Origin of the sequence: Cryobacterium sinapicolor (assembly GCF_004403465.1) — a bacterium.
In the GTDB taxonomy this organism is placed as follows: Bacteria; Actinomycetota; Actinomycetes; order Actinomycetales; family Microbacteriaceae; genus Cryobacterium; species Cryobacterium sinapicolor.
This window is the reverse complement of the sequence record NZ_SOGQ01000013.1, coordinates 149,643-171,427: the sequence shown is the minus strand read 5'-3', so window position 1 is coordinate 171,427 and position 21,785 is coordinate 149,643. Positions and strand designations below refer to the sequence as shown.

Sequence of the window (21,785 nt, the reverse complement as noted above, 5' to 3'; positions counted from 1 at the left end):
ACAGTCATCTCAGCGGCCCTCGCGGGCCGGCTGCGTCGAAAACAACAAAGGAGTTCATTCGTGGCACTGAACCTGGCCGAAGCCCTCGCGTCGATCGAGACCCAAGCGGAGGCCGCCGACTGGCGGGCCGCCATCCGTCTTGCGGGCGCCGGCTTGGTGACCGGCGGGGCCACCACGGATGCCTACACCGACGAGATGATCGCCGCGGTCGAGAAACACGGCCCGTACATGGTCATCGCCCCCGGGATCGCCCTGGCGCACTCCCGCCCCTCGCCCGCAGTACTCACCGGCGGCCTGAGCTGGGTCAGCCTGGCCACCCCCGTCGAGTTCGGCAACGCCGCCAACGACCCGGTCACCCTCGTGATCGGTTTGGCCGCCAAAGACCACGCTGCCCACCTCGCGGTGATGCAGGCGCTCGCCGGGGTGCTCTCGGACAGTGGCGCCATGAAGCGTCTGGCCGTCGCCGGCACTGCCGACGAGGTGCGCGCCGTGCTCGGCGAACTCGCCGCTGCCGCGTGAACCGCGCCACCGACATCCACTTCTGACTTATTTCACCCCTCTCACCCAATCGAAAGGCACCCCATGAAGATCGTCGCTGTCTGTGGAATGGGCATTGGTACCTCAGTGCTCCTGAAAATGAACGCCGAGAAGGTTCTCGCCAAGCTCGGCATCGATGCGGATGTCGAGGCCGCCGATATGGGCGTGGCTCGCGGTGCCGCTCAGACGGCCGAGATCGTGCTCACCTCGGAGGAGCTGGCCGAGGAACTCGGCGATGTGCCCGCCCAGGTCATCGTCATCAAGAACTTCTTCGATCTCGAGGAGATTACCGAGAAGCTCACCGCCGCAGTCGAGTAACCCCTTCACCTTTCCCCCACTCACAGAATAAGGAGCTCCCACAATGGAGTGGCTCGTCGTCGTACTGAACTTCATCGGTCAACAGATCCTCAACGTTCCGGCTTACCTGATCGGCATAATCACCGCCATCGGACTTATGGCACTCAAGCGCAACGCCGGACAGGTGATCGGCGGCGCCCTCAAGGCGGCCCTCGGCTTCCTGATCCTCGGTGCCGGCGCCGGCGTCGTGGTGGGCTCCCTTGACCCGCTGGGCAAACTGATCCTCGCGGTCACCGGCGCCCAGGGTGTTATTCCCACCAACGAGGTCATCACCGCCATCGCGCAGGACGAGTTCGGCGCCCAGAGCGCCTACGTGCTCACCCTCGGGTTCCTGGTGATGCTGGCCCTGGCCCGCTTCACCCCGCTGAAGTACGTCTTCCTCACCGGCCACCACATGGTCTTCATGGCGACCATGCTCACCGTGGTGCTCTCCGTCGGTTTCGGTGACGGTGCCGGCTGGCTTGTGGTCGTCATCGGCGCTCTGCTGCTCGGCGTGATCATGGTGGTCATGCCCGCGTTCGTGCATCCGTGGACCAAGAAGATCACCGGCAACGACACCATCGCGATCGGCCATTTCGGCACCCTCGGCTACATCGCCGCCGGTGCGGCCGGCCAGGCCGTGGGGCGTCGCAGCAAGTCGACCGAAGAGATCAAGTTTCCGCAGGGACTCAAGTTCCTGCGCGACTCGATGGTCGCCACCTCGCTGTCGATGGTTCTCATCTACATGGTCTTCGCTATCTGGGGCCTCATCGCCCTGCCGCTGCAGGAGGCGCTCGACATCTTCGGCTCCGCCGACGCCGGCGCGTTCATCATGGCGGCCTTTGCGCAGGCCCTGCAGTTCGGTGTGGGTGTCGCGGTCATCCTCTACGGTGTGCGCACCGTGCTCGGCGAGCTGGTGCCCGCGTTCCAGGGCATCGCCGAGAAGGTTGTGCCCGGAGCGCGTCCCGCGCTCGACATCCCGATCGTGTTCCCGTTCGGCGCCAACGCCGTGCTCATCGGCTTCCTGAGCTCATTCGCCGGTGGCCTCCTCGCGCTGGGTGTGCTGGCAATCTGGCTGAACCCGATGTTCGGGCTCGCGCTGATCCTGCCCGGCATGGTGCCGCACTTCTTCACCGGCGGTGGAGCCGGCGTCTACGGCAACGCGACCGGCGGACGCCTCGGAGCCATGATCGGCGGCTTCGTCAACGGCGTGATCATCACCATTCTGCCCGCCATCCTTCTGCTGGTCCTCGGCGACTTCGGCTTCGCGAACAGCACATTCGGCGACGCCGACTTCGGTTGGTTCGGCACGCTCATCGGTGTCAGCGTCGGTGTGGGCGGCGGACTCGGGGTCATCCTCGCGATCCTCATCGCCGCGGTGCTGGTCGGCGTCGCAATCGTCTACCAGATCCGCGTTGTGGACACGGGCTGGGTGCCCGGGGCCAAGCGCGACGTGTGGATCGCCGAGGAGAAGGCGGCCGAGAAGGCCGTTCTCGACGCCGAGAAGGCGCGACGCAAGGCAGAGAAGGAAGCCGCGGCCGAGGCCGTCTAGCTTCACCGGCTTGACGTTTCGTCAGAGGGCGGCTCCGCGGTGCGGGGTCGCCCTCATCGTGGGTCCGTGGTCTGCTGCGCAGGCGGCGACTGACCTGGGGTCTGCCGGCGACCGGGGTCAGACCGCCGGTGTTCCGGCATCCGTCACCGCGTCGAGCACGGCCCGCACGGTTCTCGGATCACCGAGGATGCGGAAGTGCCCGCCGACCCGCAGCTCGATGTTGCGGGCGCCGGCGAGCTCACTGCCCTCGGGGATGTGCGGGTCGAACACCCCGTAAATGGACGTGATGCGGTCGTTGACCCGGTGGTCCAGGCCGAGGTCGCGCAGGGCGGCGTTGGCCGGCGCGAAGGCACGGATGCTCGGCACCACCCAGTATCGCGCATAGCGGGAACCGCCGAAGGGGGCACTGATCGCGGCCATTGCGCTCACCCGCTGGTCGGGGTCGGCGGCCGTCATCAGCTGCTTGCCGATCAGGCCACCCTTGCTGTGCGCCACGATGATCACGCCGGTCAGGTTCTCCCGCTGGAGGTAGGAGGCCACGGTCGCGGCGGCATCCGCCAGGGAACGCCGGTTGCGGCCCAGCTTCGCCACCACGTGCACCGGATGTCCGTGGTCGTGCAACGTCTGAATCAGCGGGCGCATGAACTGCCAGGATTCGTACACTCCGGGGATGATCACGATCGGGGCCTTGGCACCGGAGCGGAAGTCCGCCGGCCGGGCGCGGGACAGGAACGCGCGGGTCTGCCCGATCCCCGCGTAGACATAGTCGAGCGCCCACCACCGGGCCTCGCACAGATGGCGGCCCAGCAGGTGGGGGCTCAACAGGCGGGGGGTTGGCAGCCGGCGCCTCATGCGGCAGGGTGCATGATCGACGCGTGCCGCCGGACGTGTGCCTCGATCTGAGCGGCAGTCTCCGTAGCGGCGGTGTAATGCACCAGGTGACGGTGCCCCGCGACCTCGACGAGATGCCCGTTCGGCGCGGCGGCGCTCAGCGACTCACACCAGGCGTGACCCGAGACCGGGTCGTTGTCACCGCGGATCACGAGGGTGGGGGTGCGCACCTCGCGGAGCGCCAGGTCGGTGCGGTACTCGAGCATCACGGCGAGTTCGCTGAAGAACCAGCGCGGGCCGCACTTGAGGTAGTCGCGGAAGACGATCAGCTTGCCTGACGGTGGCTCCTTGGCCGAGTCCCGGGTCAGGCCCATCGCCTGTTTCACGGCCGTCGCCCGGCGGGGATCGGTGACGGGACCGATCAGAACCAGGTGGGAGACGACATCCGGTCGTTGCCGGGCCAGCTCCGTGACGAACTGGCCGCCCATCGAATGGCCGACCAGGACCACCCGCGGCACGTCGAGTCGATCCAGAAGCCGGCCGAGCAGGGTGCCGCATTCTTCGACCGAGAGTGGCCGCTCGGGGCGCCGGGTGCCGCCGAACCCGGGCAGGTCGAGAGAGATCGTGTGCCCGATGACGGCCAGTGACGACTGCATCCGGCGGTAGTAGCGGTGCGACGCCCCGATGCCGTGCACCAAGAGGAAAGTCGGCAGCTCCGGCGCCGTCGAGGTGCTGGCCATGGAGTGCACGGTGAACTGTTGCCCGTCCACCTCGACGTTACGGTTGTGGATGGGGACGGGGGTCGGCTGACGGCGGTCGGCGCTCGCCTGGTCGGTGCTCGGCACGGGGGTTTTCCTTCTGGTTCAGGTGCGGGAACCTCATCGTGCTGGAGATTCGGGTGGTCACGGCGGTGCGGGGTGGGACATCCGTCACTGATAAGACGGATGCGCGCCGGATTCGTCACGCGCACGTCGCCGATCGGTGGGGTGCGCCCTACCCGGCGTCCTGTAGCCCGAGAGTCGCCGATTCTGCCGAGAACCGCCACAGGGTCGGCGACGCTGGGCGCAAACGGCGACTCTCGGGAACGCTCGGCGACGCGCCCAATCCCGCAGGATAGAAGGCATGGCCCACCGTCAACGCACACCCGCCGATTCTGACCCTGCCCGCGACCGGGCGGATAAGACGTGCGCCTCGTGCGGGCGGCGCATCGAGTGGCGCGCGAAGTGGGCGAACAACTGGGATTCGGTGAAGTACTGCGGGGCCGCGTGCCGCTCGCACGGCGTCAACGCGACCGACCTCAAGCTCGAAGAGGCCATCGCGACACTGCTGCGTGCACGGGCGACGGATGCCACGATCTGCCCGTCCGAGGCGGCGAAAGTGGTCGGCGGCGAGGACTGGAGCGACCTGATGGAGCCGGCCCGGCGAGCCGCCCGCCGCATGGTCGCCCGCGGCGAACTGCAGATCACGCAGGGCGGCACCGTCGTCGACCCGTCGACGGCGAAAGGTCCGATCCGGTTGCGGCGGGTGCGGTAGCCGGCCGGTAAGCGGCCTTCCATCCAACGATGCCGCGCGTGCGGTGAACCTGCCGCTATCAACCTGGGCAAGGCGACAACTTGGCCGCACGCGTGAGACGGATGCAGTCACGACGGAGACGAGCTCAGCAACCCGGGCGCCGTTCGCTCCGGCATGCGGCATGGCATATCGGGGGCCCTCGTCACGGCATCGACGGATGAGCTGGCTGCGGCGATCCGCACCCACGGGCGCGCGCTGCAGCTGCTTGGGAAGTCGGACTTCACCACCCTGCTGCTGGTCGTTGCCTGTCTCGCTGAGCATCCGGCATCCGGCATCCGGCTGGCGCATTCGCCAGCTGCCGATTCGGGGGATCGAGGCGGTGCTCGAGCTCATCCGTTCGGAGGGGAACGTGCGGCTCGAGCAGGAGCGGATCCCGTGGGCGCAGGCGCTCGCCCAGCTGAAGGGTGTCGCCGCGGGTTCGCGCTGACCCGGGCTCTCGGCGGCGACACTCGCTCCGTACCCGCGCCGCAGTCGTCGACGCGCCCGGTGAGACGACGACTTTGAGGGGTGCGCCGGCTCGTCAGCCCCTCAAACGTGTCGTTTCGGCGGCATGACGTGGAATGAATCCCGGCGAGTGCGAGTTGTCTTTCTGAGCACGAGGTTCCGGCTTGGAGCGACTGCCTCACCACTTCTTGACCGCACGACCCGACGGGACCTCCAAATGTCTGAAACCGCCAGCGCCGCCAGCCCCAACGCAGGAACCACCACCACCACCACCACCACGACGGGCACGGATGCCGCCGCGCACGATGCCGCCGCATCCGCCGCCGACGCGGCCACCGGTATCCGTAACCGCCTGGTCATCACCCTGCTGCTGGTCTCCACCTTCGTCGTCATCCTGAACGAGACGATCATGGGGGTGGCCCTGCCGCGCCTGATGAGCGACCTCTCCATCACCGCAAGCGCTGCGCAGTGGCTGACCAGCGCGTTCATGCTCACGATGGCCGTGGTCATCCCGATCACCGGGTTCCTGCTGCAGCGCTTCAACACCCGGCCGGTCTTCATCGCGGCCATGACGCTGTTCAGCACGGGCACCCTGATCGCGGCCGTCGCACCCGGCTTCGAGGTGCTGTTGGCCGCCCGGGTCGTGCAGGCCACCGGAACGGCGATCATGTTCCCGCTGCTGCTGACCTCGGTGATGACCCTCGTGCCGCCGGCGCACCTCGGCCGCATGATGGGCAACATCTCCATCGTGATCTCGGTCGCCCCGGCCATCGGCCCGACAATCTCGGGCGCCATCCTCAGCGTGCTGGACTGGCGCTGGATGTTCATCCTCGTTCTCCCGATCGCCCTCACCGCGCTGGTCGTGGGCGGCATCCTGATGAAGAACGTGACGACGCCGCGCAAGACGCCCATCGACGTGCTCTCGGTCATCCTCTCGGCGCTCGGCTTCGGCGCGCTCGTCTACGGCCTCAGTAACCTGGGCACGGCCCCCGGCGGCATCGCGTCGGTCGCCGGCGGGCTGCCGCTTCTGGTCGGCGCCCTCGGACTCACCCTGTTCATCCTGCGTCAGCTCGTTCTCCAGCGCACGGATGCCGCCCTCCTCGACCTGCGCACCTTCCGTTCGCGCACGTTCACCTTCTCCATCGTGATGATGGCGATCAGCATGATGGCCCTGTTCGGAACCATCATCCTGCTGCCGATCTACACGCAGACCGTGCTCGGCCTCAGCGCGCTGCAGGCCGGACTGATCCTGCTGCCCGGCGGCCTCGTGATGGGCCTGCTCGCGCCGTTCGTCGGGCGCCTCTACGACCGGTCCGGACCCACCCGGCTGCTGATCACGGGCTCCAGCATCGTCAGCGCCGTGTTCTGGTCGATGACCCTGCTGAACGCGAACAGCTCGCCGTGGCTGGTGCTCGCCGCCCACGTCTCCCTCAGCTTCGGCCTCGCCCTGCTCTTCACCCCACTGTTCACCGCGAGCCTCGCCGCCGTGCGCCCCGAGCTGTACTCGCATGGCAGCGCCGTCGTCGGCACCGTGCAACAGCTCGCCGGAGCGGTCGGCACGGCACTGTTCGTGACCGTGATGGCATCCGTCGCTGCGTCGCGCCTGGCCTCCGGGGCAACGGATGTCGCCGCCACCTCCGCGGGAATCCAGGCCGCGTTCCTGTGCGGCGCCGTGATCTCGCTGTTCGCGATCCCCGCGGCGTTCTTCATTCGTCGCCCGGTGTAGCGGCCCCTCCTTACCTCACGGATTGGGACGCCCCGATCCGATAGCCGGCACCGTGGTGCTCCTCGGGCAAACGGTCGCCGCGCCCGTGCAGCTTGTTGCGCAGTGTGCCCTCGACATACTCTTCCGGATAAGCCCCGCGACGACGCAACTCTGGAATCACGAACTCGACCACGTCCTCGAACGTTCCGGGCGTGATCGCGTAGGCGAGATTGAATCCGTCCACATCGGTGTCTGCCACCCATTCCTGCAGGTGGTCGGCGACCTCCTCCGGGGAGCCGACGATGAACGGCCCCAACCCGCCGATCGCGCCGAGCTTCGCGATGTCACGCACGGTCCATTCGGAACCGTCATCATTCGCCGCTTGGAAGTTCGCCACCGCCGACTGGATCGCGTTACTCTTCACGTTGCCGATCGGCTCATCGAGGTCATATCGGGAGAGATCGATGCCCATCCAGCCAGACATGAACACCAGTGCTCCCTCTTCGCTCGCATAGGAGAGATAGTCCTGATGTTTTGCGTGTGCCTTCTCGCTGGTCTCGTCGGTGATGATGGTCAGCAGCGTGTAGATCTTCGCGGAGTACCGGTCACGACCGGCCTGCTCAAGCGCATCCCGGATCCTGCTCACGGTCGCGGTGAGGCCGGACTTGGTCGAAGCGGCCACGAAGATCGCCTCGGCGTTGCCGGCGGCGAAGGCGATGCCGCGCGGCGACGCCCCGGCCTGGTAGATCACCGGCGTGCGCTGCAGTGACGGCTCAGACAGGTGAATGCCTGGCACTGTGAAGTTCTTGCCGTGATGCCCGATCTCGTGCACCTTGCTCGGATCGGTGAACACCCCGGTCGCCCGGTCGCGGATGACGGCGTCGTCTTCCCACGAGCCCTCCCACAACTTGTACAGCACCTCGAGGTACTCGTCGGCGACCTCGTAGCGGTCGTCGTGCTCCAACTGGTCGACCTGCCCCATGTTGCGGGCAGCGCTCGGCAGATAACCGGTGACGACGTTCCAGCCGACGCGACCCTTCGTCAGATGGTCGAGCGTCGACATCCGTCGTGCGAAGGGGTACGGATGCTCGTACGCCGTTCCCGCGGTTATGCCGAACCCGAGGTTCTCGGTCACGGCCGCCATCGCGGAGACCAGCAGAATCGGGTCGTTCACGGGAACCTGGGCACCGTGCCGGATCGCGGCTTCGTTCGAACCGCCATAGACGTCGTACGTTCCCAGCACATCGGCGATGAAAATGCCATCGAAGGTGCCGCGCTCGAGCAGCCTGGCCAAATCGGTCCAATAGGAGAGGTCCTTGTAGCGCCAGGACTGGTCAAGCGGATGCCGCCACATTCCTGAAGACTGGTGGGCGACGCAGTTCATGTCAAAGGCATTGAAGCGAATTTGTCTGGGCATGCCACCCATCCTGTGGTGCGGTCGGTGACGGTGCCACAGCGCTCGCCATGTGGCGTAACACGCGCATCGCTGCGATGCCCGTGCGCGGGTGCTGCGCGGGTGCTGCGCCGTTCCGCGCGGGTGCTGCGCCGTTCCGCGCGGGTGCTGCGCGGGTGCTGTGCGCAGGCTGCGCGGGTGCTGCGCCGTTCCGCGCGTGGCACTTCATCAGCGCAGCGGCGCAGCACGCGCCCCGAACCGGCACAGCCCGACCCGGCGCAGCGGCGCAGCACGCGCCCCGACCCGGCGCAGCCCGACCCGGCGCAGCCCGACGCCCCCGGTGTCAATCCCTTGCCGCTCATAACTTTCGCCTGTTATGAGTATTTGTTCAGAAACATGAGGCATATTAGAGGTTTCGTCTGCGCCGCCCTCCGAGAGCGCAGATCCGATGCTCAGTGAGCCGGTGCGCTCACGCGCGCGGGCTTGCGTAACACGGAAGACAACGTCCTCTATGCCCGAGTCACCCGAAGAACTCCGCGCCCGGTTCGCCGCCCAGAACAAGCGAAGCAACAGCGCTCCCAGCAGCAACAGCACCAACAGCACCAAGGTCAAACGCCCGCACCGCATCGCGATTATCGCCGGCAGCGTTCTCGCCATCTCCGGCCTCGCGGTCGGCGCCGGCTTCGCGGGTCAGTCCGCAGCCGCCACCTCGGCTCGAGTCTCGGCCACACAAGAACTCGCCGACAGCACCGGCCTGCACCGCGAACAGCTCGGCGCCTACGACGCGGTTGCCAAGGCGCACATCGACAACACCGCGTCCATCACCCTGAACGAAGCCAACCAGGTCATCGTCGCCACCCAGGACAAGGTGGACGCCTCCAGCCTCACCGCGGTCGCCAGCTCGCTCGCCAGCTACGAGATTCTTCCGATCGACGAGGTCACCTCGCTGACCGCGAAAACCAAGGCCGAGACCGCCGCCGTCACCGCCGCGTCGATCGAAGCCGACCGGGTCGCCGCCGAGGCTGCAGCCGTGGCCGCAGCACAGGCTGCCGCTCAGGCCGCCGCCGCCGAGGCCGCCCGGGCACAGTCGGTGGCCGCCGGCAACACCCCCGCCGGCGCGCGCGCCACCGCTCAGGCCATGGCCGCGTCCCAGTACGGCTGGGGCGCCGACCAGTTCTCCTGCCTGAACCAGCTGTGGCAGAAGGAATCCGAGTGGCAGTACGACGCCGTAAACTCCAACGGCGGTGCCACCGGCATCCCGCAGGCGTTGCCCGGCAACAAAATGGCGACCGCCGGCAGCGATTGGGCCACCAACGCGACCACGCAGATCGCGTGGGGCCTCGGCTACATCAAGGCCTCCTCCTACGGCACCCCGTGCGCCGCCTGGTCGCACTCGCAGGCCAACAACTGGTACTGAAGCCCTGAATCCCAGCACGTTCGCAACACCCCGGTGAGACGACACGATTGAGGGGTGCGACGGCAGTCGCACCCCTCAAAGTCGCCGGTTCGCGGGCAACAGAGCACCCCGGCCCGGGGCTGCACTAGCCTTCTGAGAACGGGTGTTGTGGGGACAGCCGGCCGAAACAGGGGAGCCGCAGCATGCACCGGAACGCACCGACCAGACATCCGTTGCGGCGATTCGTGCAGGGTGTCGCGGCGCTCGCCGTGACGGCGGCGCTGGCGCTCGGGATGCCCCTGGCCGCCTCCGCGGACACCGGCGACTTCACGTTCACCTCGTTCGAAGCCGACTACTACCTCTCCCGGGACGATGCCGGCCACTCCACCCTGCGCACGGTCGAGACGTTCGTGGCGCAGTTCCCGAACTTCGACCAGAACCGCGGCATGGTTCGCGTGCTCCCGACCGACTACGACGGGGTGCCGTTGAACACCACTGTCGAATCGGTCACCGACGCCAGTGGCGCACCCGTCTTCTTCGAGATCATCGATCAGGGCGGCAGCATCGAGCTGCCCCTCGGCACCGACGACTTCGTGCGCGGCACGCAGACGTACACGATCACATACACCCAGCAGAACGTGGTGCGCGCGTTCGCCGACACCGACGACGACGAGCTCTACTGGGACACGAACGGCACCGGCTTCGACCAGCCGTTCGGCTCGGTCACCGCGCGCGTGCACGTCGACCCGAGCGTCGCCGAGTTCCTCACCGGCGACGCCGCCTGCTACGTCGGAGCCCAGGGCGAGACCACCGGATGCGGGATCACCCAGACCACGGATGCCGCTGTCACCGGAACCACAGGCCAGCTGTTCTCCTCCTCCGTGCGAGATCTCGGCCCGCGGCAGAACCTGACCGTGGCCATCGGCTTCGCGCCCGGAACCTTCGTGCAGGTGCCGGCCTCGGACAGCTCCGGTGCGGGCGAAGCGGACACCGGCGGGGGAGGCACTGCGACCGGGCTGCTGTTCCTGGTGTCGGCGGTCGGCTTCCTCGGGGTCGTGCTCGCCTTCATCCGTCGCCGGTTCGGCCAGCGCGACGCCCGCGGACGGGGCACCATCATCGCCCAGTACAGCGTGCCGGAGGGGTACAACCTGATGGAGGCGGGCGACCTCGCGAACCGGTCGAAGTCGGCCATCGCCGCCCAGCTCGTGAGTCTGGCGGTGCGCGGCAAGGTGCGCATCCTCGACTACCCGGTCAGCGCAGGCGCGGGCGACTACACACTGCAATTGTTGACCGCGGAGGGCGTGGACGCCCAGGAGCGAAAGTTGCTGAAGACACTGTTCCCCCGCCTGACGAACGGCACGACGCGGCAACTCGGGGTCACGGACAGCACGCTCGCCGCTGAACTGAGCAATCTCCGCGCCGACGCAACGGCGTCGGTCACCGCCCGCGGCTGGCGGGCCAAGGTGACCCGCCGCGGCGGCCGGTGGATCGCCATCGGTATGGCCGCCGTGCTGCTTCCTGCTCTGGCCCTGCTCGCTGCGGTGGCGCTGATCAACGGTTCCCCGGCGTTCGGCGAGGTGATGACGGTCGCCGTCATCGCCACGCTCTTCCTGGCATTTGCCCTCTACCTGGCCCAGGGCACGGTGCACCTCACCGACTCCGGCGCCGAGCAGCGCGACTACCTCAAGGGCATGAGGGTCTATCTGGAGCTCGCCGAAGCGGATCGCTTCCGCATGCTGCAGAGCCCCGACGGCGCCCCACGGGTCGCCGTGCCCACCGTGCCGGGTGTCGCATCGGGCGCGGTGCCGGGCCCGGTGGCGGATGCCGCCGGCGCACCGGACACCGTCGAACTGGTCAAGCTTTACGAGAAGCTGCTCCCCTTCGCGGTGCTCTGGGGCGTCGAACGGGAGTGGGCGAAGGAGCTCGTCGTGCTCTACGAGCACGGGGCACCGGAGCCGGACTGGCTCGTCTCGCAGGCCGGTTTCTCCGCGTACGGTTTCGGCAATGCCATGAACGGCCTGGTCGCCTCGGTCCTCACCTCCGCGACTCCGCCCGCCAGCTCCGGGGGCGGCATCGGCGGCGGCAGCTTCTCCGGCGGGTCCGGCGGAGGCGGGTTCTCCGGCGGTGGTGGTGGCGGAGGCGGTGGCGGCGGCCGCTGACAGCCGTCGCTGAACGGGGGCCGGGGCGCGCCGCCTGGCGCCGACTACTCGTCGTCGGTCGGCACGCGCAGGGTGAGGCTGCCGGCATCCATCCAGGTCTTGAGCGCGACGGCGGTGCCGAACCCGTCGCCGTCGAGTTCGATCTCCTCGGAGCCGTGCAGCCGCAGCACGAGTTCCGTGCCGGTGGCGTAATTGAGTGCGTCGACATCGCCGGTGCGCAGTTTGCGCCCGAACTTCGTGCGGCTGAGCACGCCGTTCTCCCAGATCACCTTCGACACGATCTGCACCCAGCCGCCGAGGCCCTCGGGCTTCAGCACGACCACGTCGAAGGCGCCGTCGTCGAGGGCCGCGTCGGGAATCAGCTCGATACTTGCCGGCAGCGACCCGCAGTTTCCGATCATGATGGTGTGCGCCCGCAGCGACTTCTCGGGCTGGCCGTTGAGCCGGTACCGGAAGCGCAGCTCGCTGTCGTCCTTGCCGACGGCGATCAGGGCCTTCACGTAGGCCAGCCAGCCGGCCTTCGCCTTGAGGGCGTCGTCGGTGTTCGCGAGCATCTTGGCGTCGAGGCCGAGACCGGCCATCACCAGATAGGCGTGCCGGTCGACCGAGCGGTCCGCTCGCTCGATGTCGATCATGCACACGTCGATGACCTTGTCCTGGCCGGCGAACGCGATGTGCAGCGCCTGCCGGGTGTCGTCGAGGGGCAGCTGCAGGTTGCGGGCGAGCAGGTTGCCGGTGCCCGACGGCAGCAGCGCGAGAGCGCAGTCCGTGCCGTGCACGGCCTCCGCCACGGCGCGCACGGTGCCGTCGCCGCCGGCCACGATGATCAGGGTGGCCCCGGCCTCGATCGCCTTCCGGGCCGGCCCCTGCCCCGGATCCTCTGCCGACGTCTCGAACCACAGGGTCTCCGGCCAGCCGGCGGCCGTCTGCTCGGCCTCGACGGAGTCCCGGAGATCGTCGATGTCGACCTTCACGGGGTTGTAGACGATGGCAGCGAGCTTGGGGGTGGTCGCGTCGCCGGTCACGTCGTCTCGGTTCAGGTCAGTGCTCGTCATGTGGGTCCGTTCGATGGTGGAAGCGGGTGCCTTCCGGCACTGGGATATCTCAATCAGGTCTCTCTCCATAAGACGGATGCCGCCACCCTTTCGTCACGCGGCTCCACCGTCGGCACCAGAGGGGGCAGGTCTTCACAGGCGCGGACCCTCTCCTTATGCTGACAGCATCCGGCTAGAAATTCATATTCCACTCACTCGCTCCAGGTTGGGGAGGCTCTTGATGACCCCCGCATATATGCCGAAACCACCGGCCGGCCCGTGGCCGACGGTCAACTATCTTGCTCGGTCCACTGCCCGCTCCGGGTCGCTGCTCGCCCGGCCTCGCGTGCACCTGCCCCGTCACAACGTAGGGTGCCGCCTGCCCTTCACCGACGGCACCGCGGCGCTCGTCTTCCGCGAGACCGTCGTCGACCGCGATCCGACCCGCCGCCCGGCCGTGGTCCTGGTGCGGTTCACACTGTTGCTCGTGCGGGGCCGCGGCCATGCCCTGTTCCGGGCCGAGAGCATCCTGAACACGCCACTGTTCGTCGGTTTCCCCGGCTACGTGTCGACACTGTGGCTCGGCAACGACGAGAAGGGATTCTACCGCGGCATCTCCGAGTGGGACGGTCCGCTGCGCGCGGAGAACTATGCTCGCATCCTCCGGCGGGTTCTGGAACCGTTCACCGTGCCCGGTTCGATCCAGTACCGGGTGCTGCCGGGCATCCGGCGGGATGATTTCCTGGCCAACCCCGTGTTGGCGACGGCTGCCGGAGCGCCCGCCTCCACGTGCACCGCCTGACCGACCGTCCCGGAACCGGCGTGCTGATCGTGCGTCCCGCGTTCGGCTTGTCCGTCTCGAGTCCGGCGCCCGGGCTCTGGACGTCGGCCGAATCCGCCGGGACGCTTCCGAGGGTCCCGGGGCGCGGGTACTGTCACCAACGGTTCTTGCGGAGCCGGCTGATGACATCCGGAACAGTCCATGAAACGAAAGGGTCGATTCGATGCCCCTCACGACACAGCAACAGAATGTCTCCGACGCTCGTGCCATGGCGCGGCGCACAGGCACCCTCCTCGGCGGGATGCCCTACTTGAGGTTCGGCACGGGCCCGCCGCTGGTGGCCATCCCTGGCCTGGCTCAGAACTACGAACCGACGGTCGGCTTCGAGCGCATGATCGTTGCCCAGACACTGACGCCGGTCGCGAACCGGCACCGCGTGCTCAGGCTGACCCCGCACCCGGGCCTCGACCCGAATTCCACCATGGCCGACATCGCCCGCGACTACGCCGACGCCCTGCGCCTGGAGTTTCCGGGGCCCGTCGACGTGATGGGCACCTCGACCGGTGGGAGCATCGCCCTGCAGCTCGCCGCCGACCACCCGGATGTGGTGCAGCGGCTCATCGTGGTCTGCGCGGCGCACGCCCTGGGGCCCATCGGCAAGAAGGTGCAGCGGCGTGTCGCCGAAGAGGTCCTCGCCGGGCGCCCGCGTCAGGCCGGCCGTGAGATGTTCAGTGCTCTCGGCGACAAGCCGCGGAGTCGGCTGGCTGCGGGCATGGGCTGGGTGATGGGAGGAACGATGTTCGGCGATGCCAGCCCCGACCTGATCACCACCATTCGCGCCGAGAGCGCCTTCGACCTGAGCGACCGGCTCGACGAGATCGAAGCTCCCACCCTGGTGATCGGCGGAGACCAGGACGCCTTCTACAGCACCGAACTGTTCCGCGAGGCGGCGGCGCGCATCCCCAACGGCCGCCTGATCCTCTACCCCGGCAAGGGGCACATGTCCGTGATCTCCGACCCGCGCCTGATGCTGGACGTGCTCGACTTCCTCGACGGGCCCGGCGCGACCGGCCGCGCAACCGGAGCGCACTCGCCGAGTGCGCGCTCCGTGGGTAAGCGTCCCTCGCAGTAGTAGCAGTGGCAGTGGCAGTGGCAGTAGCCGTAGCCGTAGCCGTGGCAGTGGCAGTGGCAGTGGCAGTGGCAGTAGCCGTAGCCGTGGCAGTAGCCGTGCCGTAGCAGAATCCCCTCGGTCGTTCCTGACCCGGAACGTCGGTGAGACGACGACCCTGCTGGGTGGCAGCACCCGTCAACCCCTCGGAGTTGTCGTCTCGCCGACCGTGCCCGGCACGCAGTGGCGTCGCTCGCCCCGGACGCCGATCCAGTGTCGGTGGCCGCAGCTAGCGTTCTTCATATCTACTCACAGACACTCGTGCCGAGATTTGGAGAAGACGATGAAGGCTTTTGTGGCGACCATGGCGACCCAGGGCTCGCACCCGCGGGATTTCACGGACTGCATCCCGGGGGAACTCGTGTGGATGCTCGATCCGTGTCCGACCAGCGCGGCCAACCCCGACGGCAGGTGCGCGTGCGGGCGCTCGTTCTCGGGGTTCAACTCCGACGGCAGCACGACGACCGCGGTCGTGCGGGAGATCCCGGGCTTCACCCGGGACGACTACGAGGTGGCGCTGCGGGCCAGCTTCGCGGCGCTGGCATGGTGCTCCTGCCGTACCCGGCGATCGGTGCCGGCGGCCGTCGACGAGTTGATGCGACTGGCTGCGGCCTGGGCGGACGGCACCGTCGTCAGCCGCCGACTCGACGTGATCACCGCCCGCCGCCGCTGATGTCGGCGGTTCGGTCCTCCCGGCACCCGATCAACTCAGTGCTGATCAACTCAGTGCTGATTAACTCAGTGCTGATTGACTCAGTTGGGCTCAACTCAGTGGGGCTCAACTCAATGGGGCTCAACTCAATGCGGCTCAACTCAATGCGGCTCAATTCAGTGGGAACACGATCCTGGTCTGCCACTTGGCCGGGTCCGGTTCGGTGTCGGGGCCGACCACGTACTCCTCCCATTTGTCGGGTGCAAGATCGAGGTTCTGCGCCGAGATCCAATCGGTGAGCTCGGCATAGGTCTCGGTGAGGGTGTCGTACGGCCCGGTGTGGATGGCTTCTATCGCCGGGCCGCCCGGCAGCGTTTCAATCACCACGCCGGGCGCCGGGGTGACCGGCTGAGTCACGGGGAACCCCGCGGTCACGTCGACGACGTCGGAGGGAGCGCCGTGGTAGATCGCGGTCGGTGGGCCGGCCGGGTGGGCACCCTGCTTGCCGATCTCGGTGGCGGCGGTGCCGAAGGCCCGCCCCATGAATTCGGTCAATTCGTCCCACCGGTGCGTCTCGTGCACGCCCACCAGGGTGCGCGGTTCGAGTTCGATTCGCTCGGCTTTCATTGGGTGCTCCTTGCCTGCCGACGCCATCGCGATTGCGATTGCGATTGCGATTGCGATTGCGATTGACAACGGATGCCGGTCGGCGGAGGCCGACGGCGACCAATGTAGTCCCCGGCTTCGGCCCCCAAAAGGCCCTGATGCGGCCCGCGCAGGGAGCGGCTTTTCGTTGACAGGTGCAGCGGCCGGGCGTAATTTTGAAAGTCTGGTAGGAGCCTGGTGCATATCGTTTTCCACAGGAGGCCCTGGCCAGAAGTGGTCGCATAGGAGGCCCTCGTGCCTGACAGCATGATTTCCCAGTTGGTGGCCCACGTTCAGGGGCGGGTGATCACCCCCGAGGACAGGGAATACCAGATCGCGCGCCTCGTGTACAACGGCATGGTCGACAAGAGGCCTGCCGTCATCGTGCGCGTGGCCGGCACCGACGACGTCGTCGCCGTCGTGAGAATCGCGCAGGAATTCGGCGTGGATCTCGCCATCCGCGGTGGCGGCCACAGCGCGGCGGGATTCGGCACCTGTGACCGCGGGATCGTCATCGATTTCGCCGACCGCGACCGGGTCAGAGTGAACCCGGTGACCGCCCGTGCGCGCGCGGAGGGCGGTGTGCACTGGGCGGGATTCAACCAGGCGACACATTCCTTCGGCTTGGCCACCACCGGCGGCCTCGTCGGCACGGAAGGAATCGCCGGACTGACCCTGGGCGGAGGAGTCGGCTATCTCGCAAGGGCCTACGGCTTGACCTGTGACAACCTCCTGTCAGCGGAGGTCGTGATCGCAGACGGAACTGTGCACACCGCCAGCGCGACGGAGAATGAAGACCTGTTCTGGGCATTGCGGGGCGGCGGCGGCAATTTCGGCGTCGTCACATCGTTTGAATACCAGCTGCATCCGGTGGATATGGTGCACGCCGGCGTCATCTTCTACTCCATCGCCGACGCTCGCACGGTCGCGGAGTTCTACCGGGAGCACCTGGCGAGTGCCCCGGAAGAGTTCAGCGCCTTTCTCGGTTTCCATCTGTGCCCGACGGCGTCCTACCTGCCCACCGACTGGCACGGCAAACCGGTGTGCGTCGTCGCGGGGGTCTGGCTCGGAGACCCGGCCGAGGGGGAGGCCCGCTGGCAGCCCTACCTGGACGTCGCACCCGTCGTCGGCGCCATGGTTCAGCGCATGCCCTACCCCGAGGTCAACACGATTTTCGGCGAGGGGCTGCGCTCGGGCCTGCACGCGTACTGGAAGGCCAACTTCCTGTCCGAGCTCAGTGACGGCGCCATCACCGCGTATTTGGACTTCGGCCGGATGGTGCCAACGCTGCAGACATCCGTGCACATCTATCCCATTGACGGTGCGGTGCAACGCGTCGGCGCGGAGGAGACGGCGTTTGCCTACCGGCACGCGAAGTTCTCCCCGGGGATTGCGTGCATGTGGGACGACCCCGCCGACAGTCCGGCGAACATCAAGTGGGTGCGTGACTTCTGGACCGCACTGCGGCCCTTCTCCGAACCCGGTGGGTATATCAATTTCATGGATTCGGACGACCAGGTGCGGATCGAGGACAATTTCCGGTCCAACTACGACCGGCTGGCAACCATCAAGACGAAGTTCGACCCGGAGAATCTCTTCCACCTCAACCACAACATCAAGCCGGTCGCACCGAAATTCAGCACCTTCCACGCGGCCGTCAGCTGAGTGCCGCAGTTTTCAGGTGAGCGCGGGGATGATCGCTCCGGAGAACACCTGCCAGGCCAGCGCGGTCTTGGCGACCAGGCTCAGCGTGATGTAGGCGCGCTCGCCGCGGAGGTAGTCCCGCCAACCGCCGACCTGACGGTACTGGAGCACCTGGTTGACGGCAAACGTGTTGAAGAACAGGAAGAGGGAGATGATGATGCCGTAGACGAAGGCCGGCGGTTCGGCCTCGCTGGTCGAGCCGGGGCCGATGAAGTAGATAAGGATGACGACCCACGGCACCACGCCCACCATCGAGCCGAAGATGAAGGGCAGGAACTTGCCGTTGCCGGGCGTCTCGTACTTCTCCTGCAACGCCCCGAACATGATCATGGCGGCGTTGGCGGCGAAGATCGAGAACAGGGCCGCGATGTCCGTGATGCCGGTGATCTGGGCTATCAGCCAGATCATGATCGAGGAGCTCAGGGAGTATTCGACCCAGCGGAAGTAGTTCCGGTTGGCGATGAGTCCGGCCTTGTAGCGCGGGAAGAATGCCGGCGACGAGATCAGGAAGTGGAAGAGAGCAGACAGCGCCAGGAATGAGACGACGCCGATACCCACGTTGACGTCGAACAGGGTCACGCGTTCGGGCGGCAGCGGCACCCCGGGAGGACCGGACAGGTAGTCTGCGGTGACCGCGAAGGTCACCTGCGTGCTGAGAAGGGTGAGCACGTATGCGAAGCCGAGGGCCTGCACCAGGTGCAGCGAGCCGGCCACGATGTTGTAGACGCGGAGGCGGGAGATCTTCTGATCGGGGGTGTAGGTCGTTCGTGCCATCGTGACTCCTTCTCTGGTGCGGGTGAGGCCGAGACTAGCAGGGTGACCGACCGCCGTCCGGGAGGCGTCAGACCACGCCGAGCGGCAACTGCTCCCCGGCCGGCAGCTGCACCCGAATCGGGTCGCCGGGGGCGACCGTTCCCCCGGTGACGACGATTCCCATGATCCCGGCCTTGCGGATCACCTGACCCGCATCATCCGTGTCGATCAGCGTTTTCATCAGCCCTTTCTGAAACCCGTTGATCAGGGAGCAGGGGTTGCGCATCCCGGTGATCTCCACGACGGCATCGGGGCCGAGCCGCAGCCGGGCACCCAGCGGAAGGCCGAACAGGTCCAGCCCGCGGGTGGTGATGTTCTCACCCAACTCGCCGGGGGAGACCTCGAAGCCGGCCTCGCGCAGCTCGTCGAAGAGTTCGGCGGCCATGAAGTGAACCTGGGTGAGGTTCGCCCGGGTCGGATCCTTCACCACCAGGTAGCGGTGCTGGGTCGTGGCGCCGGCATGGGCGTCGCCCTCGATCCCCAAGCCGGCGATCATCCGGATCTCCGGAACCGTCGGCTTGCTGAACGCGTGCCGGTCGTCCCGGCTGACCGACTCCACCGTGGCCGGCTCAGTTGCTCGCGCATCATGCATCATGGCCTGAATTCTCGCACGCGCGCCGCCGAGAATTCACCCGGACGATATAGCTTTTGTTCGTCGAAAACGTAGGCTGGGTGGGTGTTCATCGAGTCGAGTCGAGTCGAAAAAGGTCAGTCGTGAAAGTCATCAGCTATAACCTCCGCAAGAATCGTGCCAGTGGAGAACTCATCGCCCTGTCCGAGAACTACGATCCGGATGTGCTGTGCCTGCAGGAGTGCGACACCTTCGGGCTCCCCGAGGAGATCGGTCGCATGCACCTCGCCGACTCCACCGTGCGCAACCGTCTCGGCCTGGCGATCTACTACCGCAAGGACCGGTTCACCAACGAGAAGACCCAGACCTTCGCTCTCAAGAAGTCACTGCACGACCGCGTGCTGACACCCGCGCATGAGCGCCTGATCGGCACCCGGCTCACCGACATCGTCGCCCACCGCGAACTCGTCGTCGCGTCGTTCCACGCCGCGCCGCTCACCGCGCTGAACTCCCTGCGACGCAACCAGATCCGCACCGCGCACGAAGAGCTGCACCAGCTCGGACCGGGCCTGCCGACCCTGATGGTGGGCGACTACAACTACCCGGTTTTCAAGGGCCGTCTCGGCGACCACATCACCCAGTCCGGCTACGACCTCACCCTCAGCGACACCCGCACCTACACGCGCTACAAGTTCTTCCGTGGGCACTTCGACCTGGCCACGTCCATCGGACTGACCATCGACAGTGTCGAGACGCTGCCGCTCGGCACCTCCGACCACCTGCCTATCCTGGTCACGTCCACCTACAGCGACGAGCCGGTCAACGCCACGGGTGTCCCGGCCAGCCTCGCCGAAACCGAACGGTCCCCGGGCGGCGAATTCGCGATCTAGGAGCGTGAGGCCGGGTCCGAGGCCGAGGCCGATGCCGATGCCGGGCGGGGGCCCGAGGCCCTGCGGCAACTCGTCCCGAACGAATTCGACGGAGATTTTGCTCAGAACTGCGTGTTGAGGCTCGAAAACAAGGCGGTGAGCCAAAATCTCCGTCGAATTGGTTCCGGTGCTACTGAGTGTCGCCGCGGGTCCAGAGCAGGTGCGCGCGCACCGACAGGGATCCGCCGATCAGCAGAGCCACGCCGGCCATCCAGAGCAGGGCGGTCAGGAACACGTTGGCCGTCACCGCGTTGAGGATGATCAGGGCCACACCCAGGGCGCTGAAACTGAACCCGGCAACGGCGCAGGTGGTGAACGACCAGTTCTTCATCCGGGTGGTTCCAATCGGGTGGGAATTCGACAGCCGTGAGGGCGTGAGCACTCACGGTAGCAGGGCGCGTGGGGTGCCCGCCGTGCCCGGCGTCGGTTCAGCCTGCCGGTGGTTGAGCCTGTCGAAACCCGGCCGGCTCAACTCCCACGGTTCAGGGCACCAGCAGGATCTTGCCCACGTGAACGGATGCCTCCAGCCGGCGATGGGACGCCGCGGCCTCCTCGAACGGGAACGTGCTGTCGATCACCGGGCGGAAGCGGCCGGATTCCAGCCAGGGCCAGACATCCGTTCGCAGTGCCTGCATGATCGCGGCCTTCTGCTCGAACGGGCGGGCGCGGAGGGTGGTGCCCCAATACCGGCCGCGCTTCTGCATGAGGTGGAACGGATTGAAGTCGGCGTTTTCGCCGCTCTGGTTGGCGATCACCATGATGCGGCCGTCTACCGCGAGGGCCGCCACATTGCGGGCCGCGTAGGAGCCGCCGATGATGTCGAGGATCACATCGGCGCCGTGCCCCTCGGTGGCGGCCTGGATCTCCGCCGGAAAGTCCTGCCGGCGGTAGTTGATCAGGATCTCCGCGCCCAGGCTGCGGCACACCTCGAGCTTTTCGGCGGAGCCGGCGGTCACGGCGACCCGGGCGCCGGCCAGCACGCCCAGCTGAACGGCGGTGGTGCCGATACCGCTGGCCCCGCCGTGCACGAGCAGCGTCTCCCCGGCGGCCAGGCCCGCGCTCAGGAACACGTTCGACCAGACCGTGGCCAGGGCCTCGGGCAGCCCAGCCGCCTCGATGAGATCGACGGAACCCGGAACCGGCAGCGCCAGATTCTCGTGCACCACGGCCTCCGTGGCATAGCCTCCGCCCGCGAGCAGGGCGCACACCCGGTCGCCGACCTGGAACTGCCGGGCGTCGGCACCGATCTCGATCACCACGCCGGAGACCTCGAGCCCGGGCCATTCGGGTGCGCCGGCCGGCGACGGGTAGCTGCCCTGGCGCTGCGCGACATCCGCCCGGTTCACGCCCGCGGCGGCCACCCGAATCCGGATGTCCCGGGGCCCCACGGGCAGGTCGCTCACCGTCGTGAGGCTGAGCGTTTCGGGGCCGCCGGGGGAGTTCACGAGGATTGCGCGCATCCGCCCATCCTACGATCGCCGACCGTGCCTGTTCCGGTCGAGAGTGACCGGCGCAACGGGCGCTGCCGACCGGAAAGGTGACTCTCGCACGCGCCGATTCCGG

The 21,785-nt window shown here is 67.4% G+C and carries 22 protein-coding genes; 13 read left to right on the top strand and 9 right to left on the bottom strand.

Annotated elements, in window-relative coordinates:
- Positions 1-60 precede the first annotated feature (60 nt).
- The 3 genes from E3T28_RS17075 to E3T28_RS02940 all read left to right on the top strand — a co-directional run bounded on the left by E3T28_RS17075 (position 61) and on the right by E3T28_RS02940 (position 2,425).
- Positions 61-519 (top strand): PTS sugar transporter subunit IIA, encoded by a 459-nt coding sequence (locus E3T28_RS17075; protein WP_135103075.1) that lies wholly within the window; start codon positions 61-63, stop codon positions 517-519.
- Positions 520-582: 63 nt separating this feature from the next.
- A complete protein-coding gene (locus tag E3T28_RS17070; protein WP_104099163.1) occupies positions 583-855 on the top strand; it encodes a PTS sugar transporter subunit IIB in 273 nt (90 codons plus the stop codon).
- Positions 856-898: 43 nt separating this feature from the next.
- The gene (locus E3T28_RS02940; protein ID WP_134427779.1) at positions 899-2,425 is read left to right on the top strand and encodes a PTS ascorbate transporter subunit IIC; all 1,527 of its coding nucleotides are present in this window, start codon (positions 899-901) and stop codon (positions 2,423-2,425) included.
- Positions 2,426-2,542: 117 nt separating this feature from the next.
- On the opposite strand, the gene E3T28_RS02935 is transcribed toward E3T28_RS02940, so the two are convergent.
- Complete coding sequence (locus E3T28_RS02935) at positions 2,543-3,247, bottom strand: esterase/lipase family protein (RefSeq protein WP_241979135.1); 705 nt, start codon at positions 3,245-3,247, stop codon at positions 2,543-2,545.
- 26 nt (positions 3,248-3,273) lie between these two features.
- On the bottom strand, positions 3,274-4,101 hold the full coding sequence (locus tag E3T28_RS02930; protein ID WP_134427777.1) for an alpha/beta fold hydrolase: 828 nt from the start codon (positions 4,099-4,101) through the stop codon (positions 3,274-3,276).
- A 277-nt stretch (positions 4,102-4,378) separates the two neighbouring features.
- Between E3T28_RS02930 and E3T28_RS02925 the strand changes: the two genes are divergently transcribed.
- The 3 genes from E3T28_RS02925 to E3T28_RS02915 all read left to right on the top strand — a co-directional run bounded on the left by E3T28_RS02925 (position 4,379) and on the right by E3T28_RS02915 (position 6,998).
- Complete coding sequence (locus E3T28_RS02925; protein ID WP_134427775.1) at positions 4,379-4,789, top strand: DUF2256 and DUF3253 domain-containing protein; 411 nt, start codon at positions 4,379-4,381, stop codon at positions 4,787-4,789.
- A gap of 280 nt (positions 4,790-5,069) precedes the next feature.
- Positions 5,070-5,255 (top strand): hypothetical protein, encoded by a 186-nt coding sequence (locus E3T28_RS02920; RefSeq protein WP_134427773.1) that lies wholly within the window; start codon positions 5,070-5,072, stop codon positions 5,253-5,255.
- A 234-nt stretch (positions 5,256-5,489) separates the two neighbouring features.
- Entirely contained in the window at positions 5,490-6,998 is a 1,509-nt protein-coding gene (locus E3T28_RS02915) for an MDR family MFS transporter (RefSeq protein WP_134427771.1), read from the top strand.
- 10 nt (positions 6,999-7,008) lie between these two features.
- On the opposite strand, the gene E3T28_RS02910 is transcribed toward E3T28_RS02915, so the two are convergent.
- A complete protein-coding gene (locus E3T28_RS02910) occupies positions 7,009-8,394 on the bottom strand; it encodes an LLM class flavin-dependent oxidoreductase (protein ID WP_134427769.1) in 1,386 nt (461 codons plus the stop codon).
- 487 nt (positions 8,395-8,881) lie between these two features.
- Here E3T28_RS02910 and E3T28_RS17065 point away from each other — a divergent pair, with 487 nt between their 5' ends.
- Together E3T28_RS17065 and E3T28_RS17095 are read left to right on the top strand one after the other, a co-directional pair.
- Complete coding sequence (locus E3T28_RS17065; RefSeq protein ID WP_174776772.1) at positions 8,882-9,787, top strand: aggregation-promoting factor C-terminal-like domain-containing protein; 906 nt, start codon at positions 8,882-8,884, stop codon at positions 9,785-9,787.
- A gap of 182 nt (positions 9,788-9,969) precedes the next feature.
- The gene (locus E3T28_RS17095; protein ID WP_134427767.1) at positions 9,970-11,925 is read left to right on the top strand and encodes a DUF2207 family protein; all 1,956 of its coding nucleotides are present in this window, start codon (positions 9,970-9,972) and stop codon (positions 11,923-11,925) included.
- Positions 11,926-11,969: 44 nt separating this feature from the next.
- Here the strand turns inward: E3T28_RS17095 and E3T28_RS02895 are convergent, their stop codons facing one another.
- Positions 11,970-12,980 carry a diacylglycerol/lipid kinase family protein gene (locus E3T28_RS02895; RefSeq protein ID WP_134427765.1) on the bottom strand — a complete coding sequence of 337 codons (1,011 nt, stop codon included), beginning with the start codon at positions 12,978-12,980 and terminating at the stop codon, positions 11,970-11,972.
- A 220-nt stretch (positions 12,981-13,200) separates the two neighbouring features.
- Between E3T28_RS02895 and E3T28_RS02890 the strand changes: the two genes are divergently transcribed.
- The 3 genes from E3T28_RS02890 (at position 13,201) to E3T28_RS02880 (ending at position 15,581) form a co-directional block, all read left to right on the top strand.
- Positions 13,201-13,761, top strand: a complete 561-nt coding sequence (locus tag E3T28_RS02890; RefSeq protein ID WP_134427764.1) for a hypothetical protein — start codon at positions 13,201-13,203, stop codon at positions 13,759-13,761.
- Positions 13,762-14,008: 247 nt separating this feature from the next.
- Positions 14,009-14,872, top strand: a complete 864-nt coding sequence (locus E3T28_RS02885) for an alpha/beta fold hydrolase (RefSeq protein ID WP_166786905.1) — start codon at positions 14,009-14,011, stop codon at positions 14,870-14,872.
- A gap of 319 nt (positions 14,873-15,191) precedes the next feature.
- Positions 15,192-15,581, top strand: coding sequence for a DUF7715 family protein (locus E3T28_RS02880; RefSeq protein WP_134427760.1), 390 nt, complete (start codon positions 15,192-15,194; stop codon positions 15,579-15,581).
- Positions 15,582-15,731: 150 nt separating this feature from the next.
- On the opposite strand, the gene E3T28_RS02870 is transcribed toward E3T28_RS02880, so the two are convergent.
- Positions 15,732-16,187, bottom strand: a complete 456-nt coding sequence (locus tag E3T28_RS02870) for a GyrI-like domain-containing protein (RefSeq protein ID WP_166786904.1) — start codon at positions 16,185-16,187, stop codon at positions 15,732-15,734.
- A 273-nt stretch (positions 16,188-16,460) separates the two neighbouring features.
- Here E3T28_RS02870 and E3T28_RS02865 point away from each other — a divergent pair, with 273 nt between their 5' ends.
- Complete coding sequence (locus E3T28_RS02865) at positions 16,461-17,870, top strand: FAD-binding oxidoreductase (protein WP_241979134.1); 1,410 nt, start codon at positions 16,461-16,463, stop codon at positions 17,868-17,870.
- 12 nt (positions 17,871-17,882) lie between these two features.
- Here the strand turns inward: E3T28_RS02865 and heR are convergent, their stop codons facing one another.
- Positions 17,883-18,683, bottom strand: coding sequence for a heliorhodopsin HeR (gene heR / locus E3T28_RS02860; RefSeq protein WP_134427756.1), 801 nt, complete (start codon positions 18,681-18,683; stop codon positions 17,883-17,885).
- Between the two features lie 67 nt (positions 18,684-18,750).
- A complete protein-coding gene (locus E3T28_RS02855; RefSeq protein ID WP_420898254.1) occupies positions 18,751-19,317 on the bottom strand; it encodes an MOSC domain-containing protein in 567 nt (188 codons plus the stop codon).
- A 119-nt stretch (positions 19,318-19,436) separates the two neighbouring features.
- Between E3T28_RS02855 and E3T28_RS02850 the strand changes: the two genes are divergently transcribed.
- Positions 19,437-20,183 (top strand): endonuclease/exonuclease/phosphatase family protein, encoded by a 747-nt coding sequence (locus E3T28_RS02850; RefSeq protein WP_134427754.1) that lies wholly within the window; start codon positions 19,437-19,439, stop codon positions 20,181-20,183.
- 169 nt (positions 20,184-20,352) lie between these two features.
- Here the strand turns inward: E3T28_RS02850 and E3T28_RS02845 are convergent, their stop codons facing one another.
- Both E3T28_RS02845 and E3T28_RS02840 read right to left on the bottom strand, forming a co-directional pair.
- Entirely contained in the window at positions 20,353-20,553 is a 201-nt protein-coding gene (locus E3T28_RS02845) for a hypothetical protein (RefSeq protein WP_134427752.1), read from the bottom strand.
- Between the two features lie 151 nt (positions 20,554-20,704).
- Entirely contained in the window at positions 20,705-21,682 is a 978-nt protein-coding gene (locus tag E3T28_RS02840; RefSeq protein WP_134427750.1) for an NAD(P)H-quinone oxidoreductase, read from the bottom strand.
- Between the last annotated feature and the right edge of the window lie 103 nt (positions 21,683-21,785).

Bases quoted from the DNA above. Each gene is read 5' to 3' on its own strand.
- E3T28_RS17070 (WP_104099163.1), top strand. From the start codon at position 583: ATGAAGATCGTCGCTGTCTGTGGAATGGGCATTGGTACCTCAGTGCTC.
- E3T28_RS02940 (WP_134427779.1), top strand. From the start codon at position 899: ATGGAGTGGCTCGTCGTCGTACTGAACTTCATCGGTCAACAGATCCTC.
- E3T28_RS02925 (WP_134427775.1), top strand. From the start codon at position 4,379: ATGGCCCACCGTCAACGCACACCCGCCGATTCTGACCCTGCCCGCGAC.
- E3T28_RS02915 (WP_134427771.1), top strand. From the start codon at position 5,490: ATGTCTGAAACCGCCAGCGCCGCCAGCCCCAACGCAGGAACCACCACC.
- E3T28_RS02910 (WP_134427769.1), bottom strand. From the start codon at position 8,394: ATGCCCAGACAAATTCGCTTCAATGCCTTTGACATGAACTGCGTCGCC.
- E3T28_RS17065 (WP_174776772.1), top strand. From the start codon at position 8,882: ATGCCCGAGTCACCCGAAGAACTCCGCGCCCGGTTCGCCGCCCAGAAC.
- E3T28_RS17095 (WP_134427767.1), top strand. From the start codon at position 9,970: ATGCACCGGAACGCACCGACCAGACATCCGTTGCGGCGATTCGTGCAG.
- E3T28_RS02895 (WP_134427765.1), bottom strand. From the start codon at position 12,980: ATGACGAGCACTGACCTGAACCGAGACGACGTGACCGGCGACGCGACC.
- E3T28_RS02890 (WP_134427764.1), top strand. From the start codon at position 13,201: ATGACCCCCGCATATATGCCGAAACCACCGGCCGGCCCGTGGCCGACG.
- E3T28_RS02885 (WP_166786905.1), top strand. From the start codon at position 14,009: ATGGCGCGGCGCACAGGCACCCTCCTCGGCGGGATGCCCTACTTGAGG.
- E3T28_RS02880 (WP_134427760.1), top strand. From the start codon at position 15,192: ATGAAGGCTTTTGTGGCGACCATGGCGACCCAGGGCTCGCACCCGCGG.
- E3T28_RS02870 (WP_166786904.1), bottom strand. From the start codon at position 16,187: ATGAAAGCCGAGCGAATCGAACTCGAACCGCGCACCCTGGTGGGCGTG.
- heR (WP_134427756.1), bottom strand. From the start codon at position 18,683: ATGGCACGAACGACCTACACCCCCGATCAGAAGATCTCCCGCCTCCGC.
- E3T28_RS02855 (WP_420898254.1), bottom strand. From the start codon at position 19,317: ATGATGCATGATGCGCGAGCAACTGAGCCGGCCACGGTGGAGTCGGTC.
- E3T28_RS02845 (WP_134427752.1), bottom strand. From the start codon at position 20,553: ATGAAGAACTGGTCGTTCACCACCTGCGCCGTTGCCGGGTTCAGTTTC.
- E3T28_RS02840 (WP_134427750.1), bottom strand. From the start codon at position 21,682: ATGCGCGCAATCCTCGTGAACTCCCCCGGCGGCCCCGAAACGCTCAGC.